Raw genomic sequence first — 24,347 nt, 5'->3', positions numbered from 1 at the left:
AGATGTTTTTTATGGCGGCGGCGTGGTAAATGGCGCAAGAAGCATTACCCTTGCCAATGATGCGGCGAACCGCCTGATGGCAAAAGTATATCAGAATACAGGACATTGCATTGAAGTAAGAAAGGTACGGCTGTATGAGCCATGTTTTGCCGGGGATTATATGGAATTTATTGCAAAGGTGAAAAAAATGGACGGAAATCGCGCTATCATTGAAGTTCGTTCTTTTAAAATCATCGAAGTACCTGAGAACCCGCCTTATCCAAGCTCCATAGATGTACTTCCTGAGCCGCCTTTATCTACGGTAGTACAGTTCGTTTACGAAGCATACTAAGCTTATGAATACCATAGAATGCATTAAAAAGAGAAGAAGTGTACGACGGTACTTGCCGAAGAAGGTGGAGCACGAGGTGATTGAACAGCTCATTGATTGTGCCAGATGGGCACCTTCGTGGAATAATTGCAAGGCTGTAAGATATACGGTTTTAGAAAAAGAAGAGCAGCTTCAAAAACTTGCCAATACACTTGTTGCGTCAGAGAACATTCATATTGTGAAGAATGCACCATTGATATTTGTTATTTCCAATGTAAAAAAACGTTCAGGATATGAACGGGACGGTCATCTTTCCTCATCCAAGGGGGAGAGCTGGGAAATGTTTGATGCAGGTGTAGCTTGTCAGACCTTATGTCTTGCTGCAACGGAGTTGGGTCTGGGTACAGTGATAATGGCGACGTTTGATGAAGAAGGTATTTCAAAGTTTATAGATTTGCCTGAAAATGAGGAAATCATTGCATTAATTGCTTGTGGTTATGCAGATGATATGCCGAAAGCACCCAGAAGAAAAGAGGTAGCTGAAATTTTAAGGTTTCTATAACTGATTGAAAAAGAAAATATTGGGTTGAAAATAGTGAATGTTAGAAGTCCCCTGTCAGAAATGACAGGGGACTTTGTAATGCATTCAGTTTGAGCGGGAGTGCATGTTTTTTTCATTAATTGAAATTAAACAATGATTTTCCAATGATAATCCTTTATAATAACGTTAATGGATGGATGATTGCGGTGAATTTAAATTAGCTATTGTTGTTTTTTTTCGATTGGTACAATAATTTTTGTGACATGCTCATCTATATTATTGATGTCAAGAGGAGAAATAATAAACTCTTCGGAAACAGGACCAATGATTTTATACTGATTTTGGTTAATCCATTGAACCAAGCGAATATGCGTATGAATAATATCGGCATAATTTCCAACATGTATCGCAGTGGCTGCGGTGAAATTTCCAAAGTTCCTAAAGCAATCTCCTTTGCCTTTTGCGTCAACAGTGATACCAAATTCAATGTCGGTATCTGTATATAAAAATTGCTCCAAAGGGTTGCAGTAATATGTTACCACAATGGTACCTTTATTTTTTATATTTAATTTCTCGCAAAGATTAAGGATTTCCACCCATCTATGAACCGAAACGTCAATATTTGAGTAATTATTCATAGTTTTTCTTGTGAAAACCAAGTTGGTTTCGGGTATCTCTTCTATGGCAATATCTTCAATTGCTATATCATCTTTAATATTTAAAAAGTCTACACCTGTTTTTAAGCGTTGAAGAAATGCGCTGGTCGAAGAATATTTTTTTTGAAGAGAATTGATTTCTTCCAGTAACTCTGTTAACTTTTGTTCAATATTCTTTTCAAGATCGTCTGCTTTATTTCCGGTTATTATAGTATGTATTTCTTTTAGCCCAAAATCCATGGAACGTAGTTTGCGTATAATGCATAAAGTGATTAACTGGTTTTTACTATAGTATCTGTATCTGTTAACTTCATCTCGATATTCGGGAACAACGAGCTTTATTTCATCATAATAGCGCAATGTTTTACTGGGAATATTACAAATTTCAGAGACTTCTTTTATAGAGTATTTGTAGTCTTGACTCATTTTCTCATCCTCCCCATAAATGATATAGAGTATTATAGCATAACCCATTGATTATTTCAATTTTAAAGAATAGTAGAATTGGACAAAAATCGTTGTTTCATTGGGACGGTCTTTACATTTCCATAATGGTTACTGTGTAAGAAAATACATTTTTATTTATAAGATACAGCAATAGGAAGGTTTCAACAAAATAATAAGTAATTAATAGAAAAAATTGTGGGAAATAATATTGACATTCCCCTTGCGGCAATGCCTATAATCAGGCTATGAGATTGTTTAAAAACACCAGTTTTTTGTAGAAATATTAAATAAAATTGACGCAGTAATGCAAATTGTGAAACGTAGATAGTGTTTTCGGGTGGGATTATATCCAACTTTTTTTCCGTAATTTAAAGCGAATTGTGTGTTTTTTCTTAAGGGAAGGAAACGTTGGAAAAGTAAAAAAATTAACAAAAGAGTTTAGCTAAGTAATAATTTTTACAGACTTATTGCTATGATTTATTTTTCATAGATTTCAAATAAGTGTAGGCAATATTACATTTCATAAAAAAATAAATGAAGGGAGGTAAGAAAAGCGAAGCAACGTTTGATAAAGTAAAAAAGCTAATTATATGATTAACAAGGAAAGGTGAGTGTTAATGGACTTATTAATTAAAAACGGTACTATTGTAACAGAGAAAGAGATGTTTCGAGGCGATATTGCTGTAAAAGATGGAATTATAGTTTCAATTGGCAACGACCTCTCTGACATTCCTTGTGAAAATGTTGTTGATGCAACAGGAAAGCTTGTTTTACCAGGAGCAATTGATGCACATACACATTTGGCAATGCCTTTTGGCGGTACGGTTTCTGCAGATGGGTATTATGCCGGAACAAGAGCTGCTGCTTGTGGCGGTACAACTACAGTTTTTGATTTTGCTCTTCAAGACTTTGATGAAACAATGATGGATGTAATAAGAAGAAGAAATGCACTTGCAGCACCGGAAGCAGCAGTTGACTATGCATTTCATATTGGTGTAAAAGATGTTCATGGAGATCTTTTGGATTCTATGAAAGAGGCTGTGGATTACGGCGTTCCTTCCTTTAAAGTTTTTATGGTTTATGATTTTGGCGTAACAGATGGTGTATTTTATAGGGTGCTGGAAAAGGCAAAAGAGATTGGCGCATTGATTTGTGTTCATGCAGAAAACAATGAAATGGTAAACACTTTGGTGGATAAATACATTTCCGAAGGAAAGACCGATGCATGGCATCATTATATGTCTCGTCCGGAATTTGTGGAGGCCGAAGCTGATTCCAGAGCAATTGCTTGGGCAAAATCTTTAAATGCTCCCTTATATATAGTGCATCTGGCAAATAAAAAGGGCGTTGAATATGTAACCAAAGCAAAAGAGGAAGGCTATCAAATTTATGCTGAAACATGTCCTCAATATTTGAACTTTACATGTGATGTTTATAAAAGAGAAGACGGAAGAAACTTTGTTTGTTCACCTCCAATGAAGGGGCAGGAAAGCCAGGATGCCATTTGGGAAGCACTGAAAAGAGGAGATATTGATACGGTTGCTACAGACCACTGTCCATTCCAACAGTCTGAAAAGGATTGGGGCAAAGATGATTTTAGAAAAATTCCCAATGGATGTGCCGGCGTGGAAAATATGTATCCTTACATGCTTTCAAAAGCAAACGAAGGCATCATTCCTTTCACAAAAGTTGTGGAAGTTTGTTCTTCTAATCCTGCAAGAATTTTTGGGTGTGGACAAAAAGGCAGCTTAACTGTTGGAAAAGATGCAGATATCGTAATTTATGACCCGGAAAAAGATTTTACTGTAACTTGTGAAAACATGCATTCAGATTATGATCACACTGTTTGGGAAGGTACGAAGCTTCATGGGTATCCCGTTAAAACCTTCTCAAGAGGCCGCCTGGTTTATGATAATGGTGAGTTTAAAGGCGAACCGGGCTGGGGCAAATTGATAAAAAGGAAGTTGAGCCAATAAAATCTAAAGAAAATTGGAGAGGGTTATATGAGTAAATATACGCAGCAGGAACGAAATGGTCTTTTTGAGTTAACGCAGGAAGCAGCATCTGAACTTAGCAATTCTCAATACTATAATCCGGACTTAGCGCCTACTACTGTGACTGAAAGAACTTGGAATGCTTTTAGTATTTGCAACCTTTGGGTAGGTATGTCAATTTGTATTCCATCTTTGGCCCTTGCATCTTCTTTGGTTGCCCTGGGTATTTCACCAATGCTGTCTGTAATCAACGTAATTTTAGGCAACTTAATTGTATTGATTCCAATACAGTTAAACTCCAAAATCGGAACGAAATATGGTATTCCTTTCCCTATTTTCTCCAGAATGACTTTTGGGAATAAGGGAACACAGCTACCGACTTTCTCCAGGTCGATTATTGCCTGTGGTTGGACGGCAGTGCAGAGTTGGGTTGGCGGTGGCGCAATTGCTGCTTTGATTGGTGTGGCAATTCCCATGTTTGCTGATCAAAATGTTAAAGTAGCTCTTCCGGGAAATGACGGTGTTGTTGTTGGACAATTAATTGGATTCTTTATCTTTATGCTTTTAGTATTCTTAGTTGCTTATAACGGTATGGAAAAAGTAAGATGGGTTCAAAACGTTGGCGGTCCAATCTTAATCATTGTTATCTTAGGCTTATTATTGTGGTCCTTAAATGCAATTTCCGTATCCGGACATTCTCTTGCAAATGTATTTACAGCTGGAAATGATGAAGCTTTAATTGCACAAAATGGTGGCTTTACCTTTGTTTATATGGCAGGTTTAACGGGAAATATTGCGTTCTGGTCAACAATGGCGCTGAATATTCCTGACTTCTCTAGATATGCAAAGAGCCAGAAGAGCCAGTTTATGGGACAGTTGATAGGTATGCCTATCCCTATGGCATTGTGTGCATTTGTTGGTGCATTATTTGCTCAGGCAACAAAATATACAGTTGGTGAGGCTTTGTTTGATCCCACAAGTGTATTCTATTATGTAGATAACAAGGGCTTAGTTGTATTATGTTCAATTGGTGTAATCATGGCAACAATCACAACTTGTGTTGCTGCAAACGTAGTTGCTCCTGCAAATGGTTTCTCCAACATATCACCAAAACGGATCAGCTACAAGAAAGGGGTACTTATTTCTTGCCTTATCGCAACATTTGTAACTCAGCCATGGTGGATTTACGGTTCCGGTTCAAGTTATATTTTCAACTGGTTAAATAACTATGGAACAATTATTGCTCCTGTTGCTGCTATTTTGATTGCGGACTACTTTGTTTGTAAAAAACAGCTTGTAGACGTTGCAGGCCTGTATCAAGGAGAAGGCGGCAGATATTGGTATAACGGCGGTTGGAATAAAAATGCAATGATTGCTTGGGGTGTTTCCTTTATTATTCCTTTGCTGGGTAACACAGCATTGAAATATCATGCGGGTTCTGGTTTAAAACCTAATTTCATTCAATTTTTGGCAGCAAACGGTTATGTTATATCTTTCGTGATTGCAATTGTTGTTTATGTTGCATTAATGAAATCTGCGGAAGGCAAAGCGCATTATGGTTTTGTAAGTGAAGAAGAGCATGAAGCATTTACAGTAAGAGACTAATAATACGTAAAGAAATTCGAGTAACTTGGAGATTCACTTCATAATATGCTCGTAACGGACAAAGCAATAAATTTGGGAATTCTCTATGCTTAAGAAACGAGAATTTCTGAGAAGCCCGTTAAATAAAGATAAAAAATATAAGTAGGTAGAAAGAAGGAATGAATTATGTACAGATGCAGTCTTGAAAGAATGAGTGACAAAATCAGAACTTTTTCTAAGTTTGGTGACGCCGGACACGGTGGAATTACCAGATATTCTTTATCTGATGAGGCGAAGCAAGCAAGGGAATATTATACAGAAAGAATGAAAAAAATTGGCGCAACCATTGAAACAGATGATTTTGCCAATATGTATGCAACGTTACCGGGAAGTGATCCAAACGCAAAAAGAATTGTTATGGCTTCCCATGCGGATTCCGTTAAAAACGGTGGTAACTATGATGGTATCTTAGGTGTTATGGGTGCGATGGAAGTTTTGGAAACGGTAGCGGCCGAAAAAATTCCTCACAAACACCCCTTAACTGCTATGATTTGGACGAATGAAGAAGGTTCTTTATATCCTCCTGCAATGATGAGCTCCGGCGTAGTATGTAATTCTTATTTGCCAGAAGCAATTGCGAAAAACTTTAAAGAGGAAAACATGCTTGCTTCCAAGAGTGTTTTGGATAGAATAACAACTTTTGGTGAAGCCCTTGAAAAAAGCGGCTATAAGGGTGCAAAGGAAAATCGTTTGAACCCCGATAAATATAAGGCAATGTTTGAATTACATATTGAGCAGGGTCCTATTTTGGAAAATGCAGGGTTAGATGTTGGTGTAGTTACTTGTGTATTGGGTATGTTTAACACCAGAGTGAAATTCTATGGTCAAGCTGCTCATGCCGGCACATTCCCTATGGAATATCGTCAGGATGCTCTGTATGCAGCAGCACAGGCACTTTGCTATCTGCATACAGAAATTGATAAACTGGGACATCCCGAATTGGTGTATACTACAGGTGAAATTGTTGCACATCCTTGTGTACATACTGTAATTCCTGACTATGTGGATTTCTCCATTGATGTTCGTCATGAAGATCCAGAGGTGCTGAAAAAGGTATATCAGATTGTAAGAGGCTTGGACGGACAGGAATGGGCTAAATGTCGTTGCGAAGTAGTTGACCAGTGGAATCGTGATACAGTTTATTTCGATAAAAAATTGGTAGGCTATGTAAAACAGTCAGCGGAAGAACTAAACACAAAACATCAACTTATCAATAGTGGTGCAGGTCATGATGCACAGTTTGCGGCATATGTTTTGCCTACAACCATGATATTTGTTTCTTCCGAAAAGGGGTTGTCCCACTGCGAACCGGAACATACCAGTGATGAGGTTTGTACAGAGGGTGCAAGTGTATTGCTGAATGCTGTTTTAAAGTGCGATCAGGAATAGTCTGGTGAAAAAGAAATTGTCTTAGCTATAAAATGAGAGAAACATTTTTATGACTTAGACAGCTGGGAGGCGTCTGAAAATACTTTTGAGGCGTCTCCCTCTTTCATCACATTAGTTGAATACTCGGATTTTTATTATTTATAAAAATAGGATTGATTAAAAATTACTTAATCGCACGTAAGCAATAATTATGATTGGAATTGGTAAAGGTCTAGGCTGTTTTTGACAGTTCATATAAAGCTTAGATATGTGAGAGGAGTTGAAGAATTTGAGTAAAGTAAAGAAATCTACGTATATTTCTGAAGCTGTTGACGGATTCACGCCAAGAACGGCTATGGAAGAGGCTTCAAGATGCTTACTATGCCATGATGCACCTTGTAGCAAAAGCTGTCCTGCTGGTACAGATCCTGCAAAATTTATTCGCTCAATTCGTTTTAGAAATGTGAAAGGTGCAGCTGAAACGATCAGAGAAAACAATGTTCTGGGTGGTAGCTGCGCAAGAGTTTGTCCTTATGACAGACTTTGTGAGGAGGCCTGCAGCAGATGCGGTATTGACAAACCCATTGAAATTGGAAAATTGCAAAGATTTGCCGTAGAACAGGAAGAAGCTTTGAATATGACAGTATTAAAGGCTCCTGAAGTAAAAAAATCCGCAAAAGTTGCTTGTGTTGGTTCCGGCCCTGCTTCTCTTGCCTGTGCAGCAAAACTTGCAGAGAATGGATATGAAGTAACAATTTATGAAGCAGAAGAAAAGGCAGGCGGCGTGCTGACTTATGGCATTGCTCCCGCAAGATTGCCACAGCATGTTGTTGACCATGATATCGAAACAGTGAAAAATTTAGGCGTTAAGTTTGTTTTCAATACGAAGGTTGGAAAAGATATTACTGTTGAACAGTTGCAGAAAGAAAATGCAGCTATATTTATCGGTGCTGGTTTATGGCAGGAAAAACTCCCTGATATTCCCGGTACTAATTTAACAGGGGTTTTGGCTGCGGCAGATTTCCTGAAAAAAGCCAGAAAATCAGAGGGGAAATATAATCCGGGTAGAAGAGTTATCGTAATCGGCGGCGGAAATGTTGCTATGGACTGTGCGGTTTCAGCAAAACTTCTGGGCGCTGAAAAGGTTGATATTTATTATAGAAGAACCATTGAAGAAGCACCTGCAGATATGGCTGAGTTCCAGTATGTTCTTTCATTAGGTGTTTCCATCACCACTAATTTTGCCCCTGCTGAAGTAGTAGGTACGGACAAAGTAGAAGCTATGAAGTTCAAAGGTAGAGATGGTGAATCCGAAGCAAAAGTTGCAGTGGATACAGTTATCTTTGCAATTGGACAAGGTGCGGAGGATATGGGTAATTTGGCACCTTTTAGCTTGAATGAAAAAGGTTTGATTGTTGTAGATGAAGGCTGCAAAACAAATGTAGACGGAATTTTTGCCGGTGGCGACGTTGTTTTAGGCGGTAAAACCGTTGTTGAAGCTGTTGCATCCGGTAAAGCTGCGGCAGAGGAAATGATGAAGTTTCTTGCAAAGAAAGAGGTGAACTAAAATGAGCATAAAAAAAGACTTGTCAATTGATTATTTAGGCGTAAGATGTGAAAACCCATTTTTCTTGTCATCATCTCCCGTTGGCAGTAATTATGAAATGGTGGCTAAGGCTTTTGAAAGCGGCTGGGGCGGTGTTTTCTATAAAACCATTGGTATTTTTGTTGCAGATGAATGCTCACCTCGTTTTGACCATGTGAAAAAAGAAGGTATGCCTTGGTTGGGTTTTAAAAATATGGAGCAAATTTCCGATAAGCCAACAGAGGTAAACTTTGACAATATGTATAAGTTGAAAAAAGCTTATCCTGAAAAAATAATGGTTGCTTCTATTATGGGTTCTAATGAAGAGGAATGGCGTAAATTAGCAAAAATGTGTGATGAAGTTGGCGTGGATTTAATCGAAGGAAACTTCTCCTGTCCACAGATGACATCCCATGCAATGGGTTCTGACGTTGGTTCCAACCCTGATTTGGTAAGAGCTTATTCCAAAGCTGTTTCCGAAACTACAAAAATTCCTTTCATCGCAAAAATGACACCCAATATTACAGATATGACCATTCCGGCTATTGCTGCATTGGAAGGTGGCGCAAAGGGAATTTCTGCAATCAATACAATTAAATCCATTACAAATATTGATTTGGAGAATATGACAGCTATGCCTGTTGTAAACGGAAAATCCTCCATTTCCGGTTATTCCGGCGCTGCAGTGAAGCCTGTTGCATTACGTTTTATTGCTCAGATGTTACAAAATGAAAAATTGAAAAATGTTCCCATGTCCGGTATCGGTGGCATCGAAACGTGGAGAGATTGTTTGGAATTCTTATTACTGGGTTGCAGAAACTTGCAGGTAACAACATCAGTTATGCAGTACGGCTATCGCGTTGTTGAGGATATGGCTAACGGTTTGATGCACTGGATGGATGAAAGAGGCTATAACAAGCTGGATGATTTTATCGGAATGGCTTTAGGCAATGTTATCCCTGCTGAAGATTTAAATCGTGATTTCAAAATTCTTCCTGATTTTAACAATGAAAAATGTGTAGGCTGCGGTAGATGCTATATTTCTTGTTATGACGCAGGACATCAAGCAATTGATTGGAATGCAGAGAAGCGCAGACCTGAGTTAAATGATAAATGTGTGGGCTGTCACCTTTGTTTGAATGTTTGTCCTGTGGCAAACTGCATTACACCAGGTGAAGTTAAGTGGAAAGATGGCAGACAAAAAACAGAAATTGCTTCGAAAAAAGAATATGAATAATCCTATTTTTAAAAAAATTATTTCATGATGATAACGATGGAACGAAGAACAGGAAAATAGATAGTGGGAAAACACCCTTAATTGCAAGAGATGATTGTGATTAGGGGTGTTTTTTTATATGAAACTGAAATTCAAACAAAGAATCGGTGAAGTCCCCCCTTTTTAAATTCGTTGTACCTAGGAAAAGAAGAGATTATAGGCAACGAAGTAGGTAATTTAAAATTTCTTGCCTTGAATAGGACAAGAAATTTTTTTATATAAATGGAGTAAGAGAAAAGGGGGCATTTATTATGATTACATCAAAGCAATTGGAAGAAATGAAAAAAAATGACTTGCTCACCATTAATCCTGATGATTTAGTGGATATAAATGATGTTGTAATACATACCGATTTGCCAAAGGAAGAAAGAATTGCTGATTTTATTAGGCAAATTAAAAATCCTTATTTTTTTAAATGCGGGAATATTGTTGTTGAGTGTGTATTTTCTCAAACAGGGCCAACTTTAGAAGAGCGTATCAATGAGTTTAGGGGCTAGATTTAAGTAAGTTACCCTTTCAAGATATGTTTGGGAGGATTTTTTATGTATTTGGATGATGTGACGAAAATGTATAAAGCTGGAATATATTTGCGTTTATCTCGGGAAGATGGGGATAAATTGGAAAGTAATAGTATAAAAAATCAAAGAGATTTCATTGAGTTTTATTTAAAAGATAAAAAGGATATTGTAGTTGTCAGTGTAAAAATTGATGATGGCTATAGCGGTGTTACTTTTGAAAGGCCGGCTCTTAAGGAACTTTTGGAAGAGATAAAAATAGGGACAATAAATTGTATTATTGTAAAAGATCTTTCTCGATTTGGCAGAAATTATATTGAAACGGGAAGGTATATTGAACAAATCTTCCCTTTTCTTGGTGTTCGTTTTATCGCAATCAATGACAATATTGATACTGGGCGGGATGCCACACAAACGGATAGTATACTGATTCCTTTTAAGAATTTAATGAATGATGCTTACAGTAGAGATATTTCTATAAAGTCAAGATCTCAACTTAAAATAAGGCAAAAGTGCGGAGATTTTGTGGGGGCATTTGCTGTTTATGGATATTCTCGTTCACAGGAGGATAAACATAAGCTGGTTGTTGACCAAGAAGCTGCCGAAATCGTAAAAGAGATCTTTGCCATGCGTATGGCAGGCTATAACAATACATATATTGCGAAATCCTTGAATGAATTAGGAGTGCCATCTCCCATGGAATATAAAAAGTTACATGATTCCCCATATGATACACCTTTCAAATTAAATCCAAGAGCCAAATGGGTGCCTATGACAGTGGATCGAATTTTGAAAAATGAAATCTATACGGGGGTCATGCTGCAAGGGAAGGAAACCTCATTAAGTTATAAAATCAAAAAAAGAATAAAAACGCCAAAAGAGGATTGGGTACGGGTTGAGCATACCCATGAGGCTATCATTTCAAAGAAAAATTTTGAAATTCTACAGAAAATAATGCTTAACGATACCAGAACTTCACCGGAAAATGAGAAACTTTATTTGCTATCTGGCTTGCTAAAATGCGGTGGGTGTGGGAGCAATATGGTGCGAAAACCGGTAAAGGCCCCAGGGAAAACCTATGCCTATTATATTTGCTCAAAGAATAAAGAGGATAAAGATGCATGTAGCAGTCATCGAATTCGAGAAAATTTTATAGAAGAGATGTTGCTTGTCTTATTGAAAAAGCATAGGAGTCTTTTTTGTGAAATGGATGGGGAAATGAAAGAAATAGATAGATTAACGAAAAAACAAGAAGAAAAGCAAAAGGTTGAATTGCAGCTAAATAGGAAAAAAGATGAACTGGAAAGATATGAAGGTCTAAAAATGTCTATTTATGAAGATTACAGAGAGGGTGTTTTGACAAAGGATGAGTATTTGGAGATGAAAGCCTGTTATGAAAAAATATGTGGTGAGATTCAAAAAAATATAGATGCATTGTATTTAAAAGGAAAATTCATTGGAAAAAATGACTGTAACAATGATCGGATAAGATGGTTTTTGGGGGATGAAAGTGTATCAGAGTTAAATAGGACTACACTGGTTCTTTTAATAGAAAATATTATCATTTTTGATAAAAAATCTGTAAGGGTAATATTGCAGTACACAGACGAGTTTGAAAAAGAAGTACAGAAGTCTGAAATCCCAGTCTATAGAGAAGAAAATTCATTTTAATTCTTCTTAAGGAGGAATGATAAATGGCAAGAAAAAGCAGAAAAAAAAATCAGGTGGGTGTAACGGAGAAGAAAGAGAGGCAAAAATATTATTCTGCTATCTATGCAAGGCTCTCCGTTGAGGACACAAACCTTGATAATTCCTCCATAGAAAACCAAATATTACTGGTAGAAAAATACATGGAGATACATAAAGATTTGATTTTTATTGATACCTATATAGATAATGGACAAACAGGTACAAATTTCCACAGACCGGAATTTTTTAGGCTTATGCAAGATGTGGAAACAGGAAAGATCAATTGTATTATCGTCAAAGATTTATCTCGTTTTGGCAGAAATTATTTAGAAACAGGGAATTACTTGGAAAATATATTTCCTAAAAATGGTGTGCGGTTTATATCTGTCAATGATAATTTTGATAGTCTTTTAGCCGACCATCAGGATGGCTTAATGGTTTCACTGAAATCCATTTTACACGATAGTTATGCAAAGGATATTTCAAGAAAAGTAAGCACTGCCATTGATGTGAAGAAAAAAAACGGTAAGTTTATGAACAGAATCCCACCCTATGGTTATGTTCAATCAAAAACAGATCCATACAAACTGGAGATAGAGAATGAGCAAGCTGAAGTTGTAAGAAGTATTTTTCAGTGGCGCAAAGAAGGGGTAGGACCTACAAGAATTGCCAGAAGGCTGAACGAGATGTGTGTACCAACACAAATGAAATTTCGTTTTCTGGAAGGGTTTCCAGATGGAAAAGAATCAGCCCTATGGCACGGCTCAACGGTTACAAATGTTTTGAAAAACCACTGTTATATGGGGTGCCTTGTGGAGCGTAAAACGCAAAAGGCTTTGTATAAAGGGGGAACGAAAGATGTTATTCCCCCAATAGAATGGAATATCATAGAAGATACTCACGCTCCTATTATATCCCGGGAAATATTTTATGCAGTACAGGATATTTTAAAACAATCTGCATTACAGAAAAAAAATAACGCAAGTAAATATGCACATAGACAGAGGACAGAGAATGTTTTTCGGGGCTTATTATTTTGCGGTGCGTGTGGTAGTGCTTTACAACGGGACGGAGGGTATTATCGCAAGGATGGTACGTTGGTAGGCCATTTTTTTAATTGTCCCAAAAAATATCTGAAAAAAGGAGGGTGCACCGCCCGTTCTATTAGAGAAGATGAAATACAGGAGGTGGTTTTACAAATATGCAAAAGCCATCTTCTATTGTTAATTGATTCCGGGGGGAAAACTTTTTTAGAAAATGCAGAAAAATTTAACGGTGAGAAATGCCGTTTATTAATAGAAAAAATTACTGTAACAAATAATCATTGCTGTATTTCCTTCCCATATCAATCTGAGTATAATAAGGCAACTGACGAAATTGAAAAAATGCTTGATGGGGGAGGGGAATATGGAACAAAAAATAGGGATTTATCTTCGCCTTTCTGATGAAGATGAAAATCCAGAAGAGAGTGTTAGTGTGAAAGGACAAAGAGAGCTCATACAGCATTACATACTTCATCATAGGGATCTTTCATCATATGAAATATTAGAGTTTTGCGATGACGGTTATAGCGGAACAAACTTTAACCGCCCAGGTGTAATGAAACTGCTCCAAAAAGCCAGAAACGGAGAGGTTTTTTGTATCATGGTTAAGGATTTTTCTCGTTTTGGCCGCAATTATATTGAAGTTGGAAACTATATTGAGCAGGTTTTCCCTTTTTGGGGTGTTCGATTTATTTCAATCAATGATAATTTTGATAGCGGTAGGGCTTTTGGTAACGGTGATTTTATGGGGATATCCTTTCAAAATTTAATGTATGATCTTTATAGCAAGGATTTATCTCAAAAGATTACAAGCGTAAGACGGTCAAAGGCAGAACAAGGCAAATTTATTACAGCTTTTGCGCCGTATGGCTATGGAAAATCCAAAGAGCAGAAACTTGTGATAGACAAAGAGGCGGCCTCTGTTGTGCAAAGGATTTTTAAAATGGCGTTGGCGGGTATCCCTCAGATTGAAATTGCCCGTTATCTTAATTCTGAAGAGATACCAAGCCCTTTGAAGCTTCGTAAAATGCGAAAGGAGCCCTTTTTCTGCACCGGTGTTAGCAAACAATTCCTATGGAGCCCTGCAACAATAGGGAGGATACTAAATGATCAAAGATACGCGGGGGATTCGGTGTATGGAAAGGTAAAACCTAAAAAAATAGGAAGTAGAGAAGATAAAAAGGTGCCGAAACAAGAATGGATTATAGTACCGAATACCCATGAACCAATTATTGGAAGAGATATTTATGAACAGGTTCAGGCAAAAGGAAGAAATTATCAGCCAAGGAAAAAAGAAAAGCCTTATCCTTTATGGAAAAAAGTAAGATGCGGTGGCTGCCATTATATGATGTCACGGAAAATATCAGAGGAAAATGGGAGCAAAGGTTCTGTAGCAGTATATCGTTGTCCAAAGTTAGTGTTTACCAATGGGGTTCGTTGTTATGGTGAAAAAATTGCGGAACATAGCATAGAGGATGCAATATTGTTTTATTTAAATAAACTGATGGTAAGCAGTAATGCTGGTGAGTTAGAAGAATATTTTAATGGACAATCGAAAGAAAGAATTCAAAAAAATAAAAAGCTTATAAAACAACAGGAAGAAAAATTAAAGAAAATAGGTTTGGCTAAGATTGAGTTATATGAAGCCTATAAAGAAAACAAGCTGGGAAAAGATGATTTTTTAATGAAAAAAAATGGATATCAAGACCTTTACGAGAAAATAGAAAGTGCACTTTTGCTGGAGCAGGAAAAATCAGGTTATTCTCAATTCGATTTCCCCAAAAATCAGGAGGATATGTTAAGGCTAAATAAGATATTCCCTTATCCAAGCTTAACAAGGGAACTGGTTGACGTTTTTGTAGATGTCATTTTCATTGAACAAAATGGAGCAATCAAAATTCTTTGGAATTTTCAAGATGTCTTTACCAAGTGATATGCAGGAATAAAAATATTGGGTTATTCCTGCATATTATTTAAAAAAGTTTAGCCCTAAAATATCAGGAGAGTAAGAGCGGGATATTCCTAATCGTTCAGCGATTTCTTGTTGGGTTAGAATATCTTGATTCATCAAACCGTATCGGAGTATGATAACTGTCCTTTCTCTAGGGGATAAAACGGTTTTTACGGCATTTAGCATTTTTTCGGATTTAATAGAAAAATCAATGGTATCTACAAAATCAGGATTGTCGCTGTTTATGATATCCAGCATGACGATTTCGTTGCCATCTCTGTCAGTACCAATGGGTTCATGAAGAGATATATCGTTTTGAAATTTTTTTCCACTTCTTAGCCACATGAGTAATTCATTTTGAATACATTTGGCTGCGTAAGAAACCAGTCTTACATTTTTCTCTGTGTTATATGAATCGACAGCCTTGATTAGACCGATTATTCCGATGGAGATTAATTCTTCTGGTTCTCTTGCGTTGCCCGAATATTTTTTTGCGATATGGGCTACCAGCCGAAGATTATGAAGAATCAGATTATCCTTTGCTTCTTTCTTTTCCGCTTCATTTCCTGTTTGATACAGGTTTAAATAAAAGGCTTCCTCTTCTTTTGACAATGGTTTCGGAAAGGCCCCGGCAGAAGAAAAGGCAAACAAACATGGCAAAGCCATAAAAAAAACTAGCACATACTCACCCCCAAAATTTTCAAAAAACCAGTGAAATCGTGTTATAGATTTATTGTATGTTATAAGTTTTTCTTACGTGCGTGTCTGAAAGAAAGATTTTTTGTCCTTTTTTTCGAGGACATGTCGTGACAAGGGAGAATTTGATGATGGATTTTGAGAGCATGGGTCAAAAAATCATGTATAGTTATTTAGGAAGGAGGAATTTCATGGAACTTAAATTTTTTAAACGAAACAGAACACTGATTATCAAAATAGACGGAGAAATTGACCATCATACTTGTGAGACACTACGAGGAGAAACGGATCGTGCTTTTGAAAAAATGGGCGGTAAAAATATTATTTTCCGTATGGGGGACGTTTCGTTTATGGACAGCTCCGGTATTGGTGCAATCATCGGGCGATATAAAAATATCCAAAGGCTGGGGGGCAGAATTGCAGTTGCAGAAGCGAACCAACGGGTGGAACAGATTTTTCAGCTATCGGCGATGCAATCCCTTATTCCATCATTTCCTAATTTAGATTTGGCTTTGGAATATGTGGAAGGAGGAAAGGAATAATGGAATATCAGAATGCATTTCGCGTTTTTTTCGCCGCAAAATCTCAAAATGAAGCTTTAGCAAGAATCATGACGGCGGCATTTTTATCACAATATGATCCTACATTGTCTGAAATTACGGATGTAAAAACAGCAGTTTCCGAAGCGGTTACCAATGCAATTATTCATGGTTATGAAGAAAAAACAGGGGAAGTTGAACTGTTTTGTGGTTATAAGGATGGACAAGTTTACATAGAGGTGGCTGATCAAGGGAAGGGAATTGCAGATATTAATCAGGCCAGAGAACCACTGTATACATCTAAACCGGAACTGGAGCGCTCAGGGATGGGATTTACCATAATGGAAACTTTTATGGAAGGCATTAGAGTTGAAAGCAGGCAGGGAGAGGGTACCAGAATTTATATGGTGAAAACATTGACTACGGAATGAGGGGATTACCATGGATAGGACACAGGAACTCATTCGGCAGGCAAAAGAGGGAGATCGGCAGGCAAAAGAGATATTGCTGCAAGAAAATTCCGGTTTGGTTTGGAGTGTTGCCAGACGGTTTCAGGGTAGAGGTGTTGAAATGGAGGATCTCTATCAAATAGGAGCAATTGGTCTTTTAAAATGTATTGAGAAATTTGATTTTTCCTATGAAGTGAAATTTTCAACTTATGCTGTACCTATGATTATTGGGGAAATACGCAGGTTTCTTAGGGATGACGGAACGATAAAGATAAGCCGTAGCCTAAAGGAGCTGGCAGCAAAGGCAAAAAGAATGCAGGAAAAGCTTCAACAGGAAACCAATCGGGAGGTTACATTACAAGAACTTGCTCAAGCCTTGGATGTTGAAGTGGAGCAACTTGTCCCGGCCTTGGAAGCAAAAAAAGAGGTGGAAAGCCTAAACGCACCGATTTCTCAGCAGGAGGATTTGCAGGTGCAGGACAAGCTGGCATCAAAAGAAGACGGAGAACAGGTAATTAATCGCCTTTGCTTAATGGAAGCGCTGGATAGCCTTGAGGTTAAGGAAAAACAAATCATAATCCTTCGCTATTTTGAAGATCGAACACAGACGGAGGTTGCAAAACGAATGGGTATTTCGCAAGTTCAGGTTTCACGCATTGAAAAAAAGGTTTTGGAACGCATGCGAAAGCGGCTGTCAAATGATTAATGGAAAAAATGTATTATTAAGATGCAAGGATAAAATCCTGTGGAGAGGATAATTTTTATACGGAGAAGTGTTAGTTATTGTGAATCAAATAAAAATTCAGTGTGCTTTAAAAAATTCTTAAATAAAAAATGGCTCATGATTTGCATATAGTATTATGCTGTCATGAGCCAAGTTTTTGTAAAAAAGGTTATAATTTTCTGCCACACTTGGGACAATAAGTATAATCAGGAGATAATAAAAAACCGCAGTCAGGGCAGTAGGAAGAATTATGTGCCATACCTATAATTTCTAAATCATCTTCCTGTAAAGTTACAGATTCTCCTCGTTCAATCGCTTTGCCTATTTCGTCAGAAATAGAAAAAGTTGTTTGACAGCAGTTTGAAACTGCATAGTATTTTTTACCCCATTTGAATAGTGGTATAAAGAAAAAGCTAAAATATGTGTAAACCATATAAACGGAAACACTGCTGTAGCGTCCGCATTTTTTACAAACTAAAGTTTGTAAAAAGCCTAAATCCTTCCGGCCTTGGGCAATACCCCCGATAAAAATCATAAAAAGAGCACATCCTTTTAAAAATTTAATGATTTTATTTTACTTCTTATGGGTAACATGATAAAATATTTCCATATAATTTGCAAGTTTTTCCGAAAGGAGGTAATTTTGTGAAAGTATCTCGTTTGGTAGTGAGTGCAGTTTCTCTTGCCGTATCTGCTGCTCTATTAACATTATCAATTATTGATATGCTCTGTTCAGAAGAATATTAAGGAGAATGGTTTCTGCTTGGTTGGGAAGAATGGAAGTAGGTTTTCAATTTTTCGATTGAAGAAAATCCACCGTGATTTGCCATTTTTTCTTTTTTTAAGACGAAAAATGTGGTATACTGATTTTAGATAATTGTTTTGCCGAAAATTTACAGTTATCTATTAAAAATGAGGAGGTTTTTATATGGTAAAAATAGGTATTAACGGATTTGGCCGTATTGGTCGATTGGTATTTAGAGCGGCAATGGAGCGTGGGGACGCTGAAGTTGTTGCTATAAATGATCCTTTCGTTGATGTGGAGTACATGATTTATATGTTAAAGTATGATACTGCCCATGGACGGTACAATGCAAAGATGGAAGCAAAGGATGGGAAGATTGTTGTAAATGGTAAAGAAGTTACTGTATATAACTGCATGGATCCCAAGGAAATTCCCTGGAAGGAAGCCGGTGCTGATTATATCTTAGAATCTACAGGACTATTTACAACAATGGATAAAGCGGCGGCACACTTTAATGGTGGTGCGAAGAAGGTTGTTATTTCTGCTCCTTCTGCAGATGCGCCTATGTTTGTAATGGGGGTAAACAATAATACGTATACAAGTGATATGAAGATCGTTTCAAATGCTTCTTGTACAACAAACTGCTTAGCGCCTTTAACCAAGGTTATTAATGATAATTTTGGTATTGTGGAAGGCTTAATGACAACAGTACATTCCCAGACTGCAACACAAAAAACCGTTGATGGCCCGTCTAAAAAAGACTGGAGAGGTGGTCGTGCAGCTTCTGCCAACATCATTCCTTCTTCTACTGGTGCAGCCAAGGCTGTAGGAAAAGTTATTCCTGAAATGGAAGGCAAGTTGACTGGTATGGCATTCCGCGTTCCCACAATTGATGTTTCTGTTGTTGATTTAACTTGCCGTTTGGCAAAACCTGCAACATATGAAGAAATTAAAACAGCGATTAAAAAAGCTTGCGAAAACGAACTGAAGGGTATTATGGATTATACGGAAGATGATGTTGTATCCTCTGACTTTTTATCTGATGCACATACTTCTATTTTCGATGCAAAAGCTGGTATTGCGCTGAATGATAATTTTGTAAAGCTTGTTAGCTGGTATGACAATGAATGGGGCTATAGCAATAAAGCATTGGATTTGATTATTCATATGTGCAACGTAGATAATGCCTAATAAAAGTCTCTATTATTAGAATATACTAAGGTTTTAAATGCCAATTATTGTTATTTTAGCCAGATAGGTGTTTGAAAATATAACAAAAATGATACCCTTTCTTTTATTGAAATTGATAGAAGAAAGGGTACTTTTTTGAAAAAAGTTAAAACATAAATCAGCTGATTGAGTGTGAAATTGAAGGAAAAATAAATAGAAAAAGGAAAAGCATTAGAAGAAATATAAGTACTAGAATATTTTGTAATCAGAATGGAAACCAAAAAGAATCCTTAATTTTAGAGAAAACAATTTTCATATTGGAATAGAGTTATGAGGGGTTAGTTTTACTAGAAAATTTTTATTGAAACACTCTATTTTAAGAGTTTTGGCAATTCCTAGGGCGTGTCTTGGCAATCTTTTTCTTTTGGCTCAGTTACCGATTCTTCGTTTTTAATTCCCCAATAAATCAAGAAGGCCAAAGCCGCACGCAACAAGATTGTACCACCTACCACTAAAAGTTCAGAAAAGTCATGTACAATAACGGTGCGTAAAATTTCCCCACCAAGTTTAAATTCAAGAGCCATAGCCATTCCCTTGGCAAGGTTAAGGCGCGCATGGGGATCCCGACGAATATAGCTATAGATACCAAACACACCTGCCACAATAAGAACAGCTACACCGACAAATTCAAACAGTAAAATAGCTGCTTCTGTAATTGTTGTCATAAGCTTATATAACAAGTCCATAATCTTGCCCTCCTTTGAATCAAGTATTTTTTTATTTTATCATATTTTTATACAAAAATCTACGAATTAATACTGCTTTATATTTCCTATGATTAAAAGATTAATATTTCTATTTTGCCCATAATTACAGGAAATAAATATGAAATTTGAAAGAGTCTAGATGAGATAGCAGAGTTGTTTAAGGACAGAATGTGATTTATTTTCTCTCAGCGTTTTTCAAAGATTTTATTATTTTTATGGCAAATTATTTATCTTTGTACTTTCTAAAAAAAACTGCCAGAAATATAGGACAAAAAATGTCCCACATTTTTATGCAAAAATAGGAATTTGGACGAAAAGTGTCCCACGTCCATATCTAGTTTTCATAAACTTAAAAACGCAAAGGGGAATGATTCTGGTTAGAGTTCTGAAAATTATTTTTTTGCTGTTTTTCAGCTTTTTTTTTTGCTAATTGTGCTAAAATAAACTTTGAAAAATAGTTTTTCAAACGATGAGAGGGGATACACTATGGCAATTAAAGTTGGTATCAATGGTTTTGGACGTATTGGTCGAGTGGTATTTAGAGCATTAATGAACAGACAGGATGAGTTTGAACTTTGTGGGATCAATTTAAGAAATGCTGAATTGGACTATATGGCTTATCAGTTGAAATATGATAGTGTTTTTGGACGTTTTAATGGACAAATTGAAACTGGAGAAAACTGTTTAATTGTAAATGGGAAAAAAATACACGTATTCAGTGAAAGTGATGCTGGGTTAATTGACTGGGCAGGGTGTGGAGCTGAATACATCATTGAATCCACCGGTGCGTTCAATACAGTTTTAAAAGCTGGATTGCATAAAATTGGTGGGGCAAAGAAGGTAATTTTAACTGCGCCATCCAAAGACAATGTAATGCCAACATTTGTAATGGGCGTAAATCATATGGAATATAAAAGTGAGTATGATATTGTTTCAAATGCTTCTTGTACAACTAACTGCTTGGCACCTCTGGTAAAAATTGTACATGACAATTTTGGGATAGAACAGGGCTTGATGTCTACAATTCACTCTGCGACAGCAAAACAAAAAGCCGTTGATGCAAGAGCAGGCCGTGATTGGAGAACAGGACGCTCTGTATTTGGTAATATTATCCCTTCTACAACAGGTGCTGCAAAGGCTGTTGGCCTTGTAATTCCTGAATTGCAAGGAAAATTGACAGGTATGTCTTTTCGTGTACCAACAAACGATGTCTCTGTTGTGGACTTGACGGCTCGCTTGAAAACACCTACTACATATGAAGAGCTTTGTGCAAAAGTAAAGGAAGCTTCAGAGACAACAATGAAAGGTATTGTTAGCTATATGAATGACGAAATTGTCTCTTGTGACCTTTTAGGGGATTCAAATACTTGTATTTTCGATGAAAAGGCAGGTATTATGCTTGATGATAATTTTGTAAAATTAATTGCTTGGTATGACAATGAATGGGGCTATAGCAATAAGGTTGTTGATTTAATTGCCCATATGTATGCAGTTGATAACGTATAATAAAAGGGTTTGATGAGTTTTTGTAAGCATTATGTTTATTGATATGAAACACCAATTATGACATTGATTAGTATGATAAGTTGTGGATACGGCTGAAAATCTAGCATGACAATGAAAACTTCTTTCTTTTACTTGAATAAATAAGAGAAGGGAGTTTTTTTTTATGGAGATAAGAAGTATAGGAAGAAGGTAAAAACATAGAATTGGCTTTTTTAAAATTTGTGTCTTGTTTTCCTTTTTCTTTATGAGGTTGTATTGTAGCATGAAAGCCGTTTTTATATTTGAAGTATGCGCATACAAGTTTTTAACCTTTCATAGGAATATTGTTTTAAATATGGGTTATTTTGTAAAAAAATCTTGTTTGGAATTTACTGGAATGATATAATGAAACATTATAATTTAGAAATTTCAAAAATTTTTTAATTCATTAGCTTGATAAAAAATAAAAAAATGTTGCTCATAAAATATGTGACACAAAAACAGGTGGGGTGAGATATAAATGCCATCATTTACTGGTTTTTTTGAATTCTTATCTAGGCTTAACGACAAAATCATTAGCAAGCCATTACTGCGGGCCGTGCGAAACGGGTTTACTTTTATGATGCCATTTGTTTTGCTTGGGTCATTTGCCCTTGTAATTATGAGTTTGCCTATACAGAGTTATCAACAGTTTATGTTGAATATGTTTGGGACAAACTGGAAAAATGTGTTTGAATATATCCGTGACGGTACATACAATTCTTTTTCATTAATAGCCGTTATTTCTATCAGTTATTCATATGCACAGGAAATGAATGATTATAGAGATTATGTTAGCCCGATTATTGCAGCAATGACATCATTGGCTTCATTTACGGCATTATACGGCATTACAAAACCTGAATTTTTGATTGTCAATTTTGGTGTTTTCGGTGTTTTTAGTGCACTGATGGTAGCGATTTTATCTTCTATCCTTTTTAGAGAGTTTTCTTCTGTAAAAAGATTCAAAATTAGGCTGGGAACAGATGGAGCCAATCCGGGCTTTAACTTAGCGCTCTCACTTTTTTTACCGAGTGGAATTACCATCGCAATTTTTGCATGCACAAATAAAATTTTTTCTTATTTCTTTGATATTACAGACTTACAAATTTTTATTTCTGGAAAGCTATCAATACTTTTTATGAATATCCATTCTGATTTTTTTAGAGGTGTTTTGTTTATTCTTCTTACCCATGTTTTGTGGCTTTTAGGGATACATGGCAGTAATATGTTGGAGCCTGTAGCACAGGGGATTTTTGTTCCTGTGTTAGATAACAATTTGGAACTTATGAATTTGGGGATTTATCCAAGTGAGATTTTTTCGAAAACCTTCTGTGATACATTTGTTTTGATGGGAGGATGTGGTACCATGCTTTGCCTTGTCCTTGCTATTTTATTGGTGGGCAAAAACAAAAGTCAGCAGCAACTTTCTAAATTTTCCCTTATACCGGTTTTATTCAATATTAATGAACTAATGGTCTTTGGAATTCCTATTGTATTTAACCCGATTTTTGTAATTCCTTTTTTGGGTGTTCCCTTGTTTATGATGATATTTTCTCTTTTCATTATAAAAATTGGATTAGTACCCCTAGCAATATATCATGTTGAGTGGACAACACCTGTTTTTTTGAGCGGGTATATTTCCACGGGATCCATTAGAGGAAGCCTGTTACAGCTGTTTAACTTATGTGTGGGAACAATTTGTTATGTTCCTTTTGTTAAGCTGTGGGAAAAAGCTTATCAGTCACAAAGGGATGGGAATTTAAAAAAAGTTTTGGATGCTTTTAAAATAAGTGAAGATCGAGGTGTAATGTCCTCTCTTCTGTCAAGATACGACGATGTCGGGAGTATTGCCAGAGCGTTGGAAGCTGACCTTGAGGATGACTTACGCAATAACAAATTAAACCTGTATTATCAACCTATTGTTGACTGTCAGGGGAATGTGGTCTGCATGGAGGCCCTTTTAAGGTGGAAACACAACAGTTATGGTTTTATCTATCCGCCGTTGATGATTGCCCTTGCGGAAGAGGCGATTATCATGACTAAGCTTGGGGATTGGATTATCGATACGGCTTGCCGTGATTTGGATACACTAAAGAAAAAGGGTTTTCGAAATATTTATGTTTGTGTTAATATTTCCACCTCTCAGCTGGAGGACAAGGGGTTTGTTGATGTTCTTAGAAAAGCACTTAAACAGTATCATCTGGCTCCGGGGGAACTAGAAATAGAAATTACGGAAAGACTTGCTTTGGAGGTGAACAGAAAAATAAAAGGGTTACTTGATGCATTTAACGTCCTTGGCATTAAGCTATCTATGGATGATTTTGGCATGGGACATAGTTCATTGATGTATTTAAAAGAATATAATTTTGATACGGTTAAGCTTGACGGTTCTCTTGTAAAAGAAATATTGAATAATAAAAATTGTCAAAATATTGTGTCATCCATTATATCCCTTGGACAGACACTAAATTATACCGTTCTGGCTGAGTATGTTGAAACAAAAGAGCAGATGGATCTTTTACGGGATTTAGGATGTGAACTTTTTCAAGGATATCTTTTTAATAAGGCAATTCCTCTGGATGAGGCTATGGAGTATATCAAAAGCAAGCAGTAGTACATATAGAGGACACTTTGGGGTATTTCTGGCTGAGCAAAAGAATTGGGGATAAAAAGAGCGCAAATAGTGGCGCTTTTTTTATATTACAAACTTT

21 protein-coding genes are annotated in these 24,347 nt (G+C 36.6%); 17 read left to right on the top strand and 4 right to left on the bottom strand.

Annotation, left to right across the window (positions count from 1 at the left end):
• Together P9Q65_RS04620 and P9Q65_RS04615 are read left to right on the top strand one after the other, a co-directional pair.
• Nucleotides 1-331: hotdog fold domain-containing protein (locus P9Q65_RS04620; protein WP_304508199.1), on the top strand; the 331-nt coding region annotated here is incomplete at its 5' end.
• Between the two features lie 4 nt (nt 332-335).
• Nucleotides 336-872, top strand: coding sequence for a nitroreductase family protein (locus P9Q65_RS04615; protein ID WP_304508198.1), 537 nt, complete (start codon nt 336-338; stop codon nt 870-872).
• A 200-nt stretch (nt 873-1,072) separates the two neighbouring features.
• Here P9Q65_RS04615 and P9Q65_RS04610 read toward each other — a convergent pair whose 3' ends face one another.
• Nucleotides 1,073-1,933, bottom strand: coding sequence for a MerR family transcriptional regulator (locus tag P9Q65_RS04610; RefSeq protein WP_304508197.1), 861 nt, complete (start codon nt 1,931-1,933; stop codon nt 1,073-1,075).
• A gap of 638 nt (nt 1,934-2,571) precedes the next feature.
• Here P9Q65_RS04610 and hydA point away from each other — a divergent pair.
• The 9 genes from hydA to P9Q65_RS04565 all read left to right on the top strand — a co-directional run bounded on the left by hydA (nt 2,572) and on the right by P9Q65_RS04565 (nt 15,001).
• Nucleotides 2,572-3,930 (top strand): dihydropyrimidinase, encoded by a 1,359-nt coding sequence (gene hydA, locus P9Q65_RS04605; RefSeq protein WP_304508196.1) that lies wholly within the window; start codon nt 2,572-2,574, stop codon nt 3,928-3,930.
• Between the two features lie 27 nt (nt 3,931-3,957).
• Nucleotides 3,958-5,553: an NCS1 family nucleobase:cation symporter-1 gene (locus tag P9Q65_RS04600; protein WP_304508195.1), complete on the top strand. Its 1,596-nt coding sequence runs from the start codon at nt 3,958-3,960 to the stop codon at nt 5,551-5,553.
• 165 nt (nt 5,554-5,718) lie between these two features.
• Nucleotides 5,719-6,981, top strand: coding sequence for a Zn-dependent hydrolase (locus P9Q65_RS04595; protein WP_304508194.1), 1,263 nt, complete (start codon nt 5,719-5,721; stop codon nt 6,979-6,981).
• Nucleotides 6,982-7,249: 268 nt separating this feature from the next.
• Nucleotides 7,250-8,527 carry an NAD(P)-dependent oxidoreductase gene (locus tag P9Q65_RS04590; RefSeq protein ID WP_304508193.1) on the top strand — a complete coding sequence of 426 codons (1,278 nt, stop codon included), beginning with the start codon at nt 7,250-7,252 and terminating at the stop codon, nt 8,525-8,527.
• Nucleotide 8,528: 1 nt separating this feature from the next.
• Complete coding sequence (gene preA / locus P9Q65_RS04585) at nt 8,529-9,782, top strand: NAD-dependent dihydropyrimidine dehydrogenase subunit PreA (protein WP_304508192.1); 1,254 nt, start codon at nt 8,529-8,531, stop codon at nt 9,780-9,782.
• A gap of 290 nt (nt 9,783-10,072) precedes the next feature.
• Complete coding sequence (locus P9Q65_RS04580; protein WP_304508191.1) at nt 10,073-10,318, top strand: DUF6870 family protein; 246 nt, start codon at nt 10,073-10,075, stop codon at nt 10,316-10,318.
• Nucleotides 10,319-10,363: 45 nt separating this feature from the next.
• Nucleotides 10,364-12,007 (top strand): recombinase family protein, encoded by a 1,644-nt coding sequence (locus tag P9Q65_RS04575; protein ID WP_304508190.1) that lies wholly within the window; start codon nt 10,364-10,366, stop codon nt 12,005-12,007.
• 23 nt (nt 12,008-12,030) lie between these two features.
• Nucleotides 12,031-13,470 (top strand): recombinase family protein, encoded by a 1,440-nt coding sequence (locus tag P9Q65_RS04570; RefSeq protein WP_304508189.1) that lies wholly within the window; start codon nt 12,031-12,033, stop codon nt 13,468-13,470.
• Nucleotides 13,433-15,001, top strand: coding sequence for a recombinase family protein (locus tag P9Q65_RS04565; protein ID WP_304508188.1), 1,569 nt, complete (start codon nt 13,433-13,435; stop codon nt 14,999-15,001). The genes P9Q65_RS04570 and P9Q65_RS04565 overlap by 38 nt, the downstream gene beginning before the upstream one ends.
• A gap of 36 nt (nt 15,002-15,037) precedes the next feature.
• Here P9Q65_RS04565 and sigK read toward each other — a convergent pair whose 3' ends face one another.
• Nucleotides 15,038-15,700 (bottom strand): RNA polymerase sporulation sigma factor SigK, encoded by a 663-nt coding sequence (gene sigK / locus P9Q65_RS04560; RefSeq protein ID WP_304508187.1) that lies wholly within the window; start codon nt 15,698-15,700, stop codon nt 15,038-15,040.
• 206 nt (nt 15,701-15,906) lie between these two features.
• Here sigK and P9Q65_RS04555 point away from each other — a divergent pair, with 206 nt between their 5' ends.
• The 3 genes from P9Q65_RS04555 to P9Q65_RS04545 are packed head-to-tail and all read left to right on the top strand — an operon-like array spanning nt 15,907 to nt 17,409.
• Nucleotides 15,907-16,257, top strand: coding sequence for an STAS domain-containing protein (locus P9Q65_RS04555; protein ID WP_304508185.1), 351 nt, complete (start codon nt 15,907-15,909; stop codon nt 16,255-16,257).
• On the top strand, nt 16,257-16,685 hold the full coding sequence (gene spoIIAB / locus P9Q65_RS04550) for an anti-sigma F factor (protein WP_304508183.1): 429 nt from the start codon (nt 16,257-16,259) through the stop codon (nt 16,683-16,685). Before P9Q65_RS04555 ends, spoIIAB begins: the two co-directional genes overlap by 1 nt.
• A 10-nt stretch (nt 16,686-16,695) precedes the next feature.
• Nucleotides 16,696-17,409: a SigB/SigF/SigG family RNA polymerase sigma factor gene (locus P9Q65_RS04545; RefSeq protein ID WP_304508181.1), complete on the top strand. Its 714-nt coding sequence runs from the start codon at nt 16,696-16,698 to the stop codon at nt 17,407-17,409.
• A 187-nt stretch (nt 17,410-17,596) separates the two neighbouring features.
• On the opposite strand, the gene P9Q65_RS04540 is transcribed toward P9Q65_RS04545, so the two are convergent.
• Nucleotides 17,597-17,962: a zinc ribbon domain-containing protein gene (locus P9Q65_RS04540; RefSeq protein WP_304508180.1), complete on the bottom strand. Its 366-nt coding sequence runs from the start codon at nt 17,960-17,962 to the stop codon at nt 17,597-17,599.
• Between the two features lie 393 nt (nt 17,963-18,355).
• Here P9Q65_RS04540 and gap (P9Q65_RS04535) point away from each other — a divergent pair, with 393 nt between their 5' ends.
• Nucleotides 18,356-19,363, top strand: coding sequence for a type I glyceraldehyde-3-phosphate dehydrogenase (gap, locus tag P9Q65_RS04535; protein ID WP_304508178.1), 1,008 nt, complete (start codon nt 18,356-18,358; stop codon nt 19,361-19,363).
• Nucleotides 19,364-19,737: 374 nt separating this feature from the next.
• Here gap (P9Q65_RS04535) and P9Q65_RS04530 read toward each other — a convergent pair whose 3' ends face one another.
• On the bottom strand, nt 19,738-20,088 hold the full coding sequence (locus tag P9Q65_RS04530) for a DUF1622 domain-containing protein (RefSeq protein ID WP_304508176.1): 351 nt from the start codon (nt 20,086-20,088) through the stop codon (nt 19,738-19,740).
• A 507-nt stretch (nt 20,089-20,595) separates the two neighbouring features.
• Here P9Q65_RS04530 and gap (P9Q65_RS04525) point away from each other — a divergent pair.
• Nucleotides 20,596-21,615, top strand: coding sequence for a type I glyceraldehyde-3-phosphate dehydrogenase (gene gap, locus P9Q65_RS04525; protein WP_304508175.1), 1,020 nt, complete (start codon nt 20,596-20,598; stop codon nt 21,613-21,615).
• A 499-nt stretch (nt 21,616-22,114) separates the two neighbouring features.
• Nucleotides 22,115-24,250 (top strand): EAL domain-containing protein, encoded by a 2,136-nt coding sequence (locus P9Q65_RS04520; protein ID WP_304508173.1) that lies wholly within the window; start codon nt 22,115-22,117, stop codon nt 24,248-24,250.
• The last annotated feature ends 97 nt before the right edge of the window (nt 24,251-24,347 follow it).

It is taken from the genome of Anaerotignum sp. (assembly GCF_030625865.1).
Classification (GTDB): domain Bacteria; phylum Bacillota; class Clostridia; order Lachnospirales; family Anaerotignaceae; genus Chakrabartyella.
The sequence above is the reverse complement of the archived record's forward strand: the minus strand, read 5'-3'. Positions and strand labels throughout refer to the sequence as shown.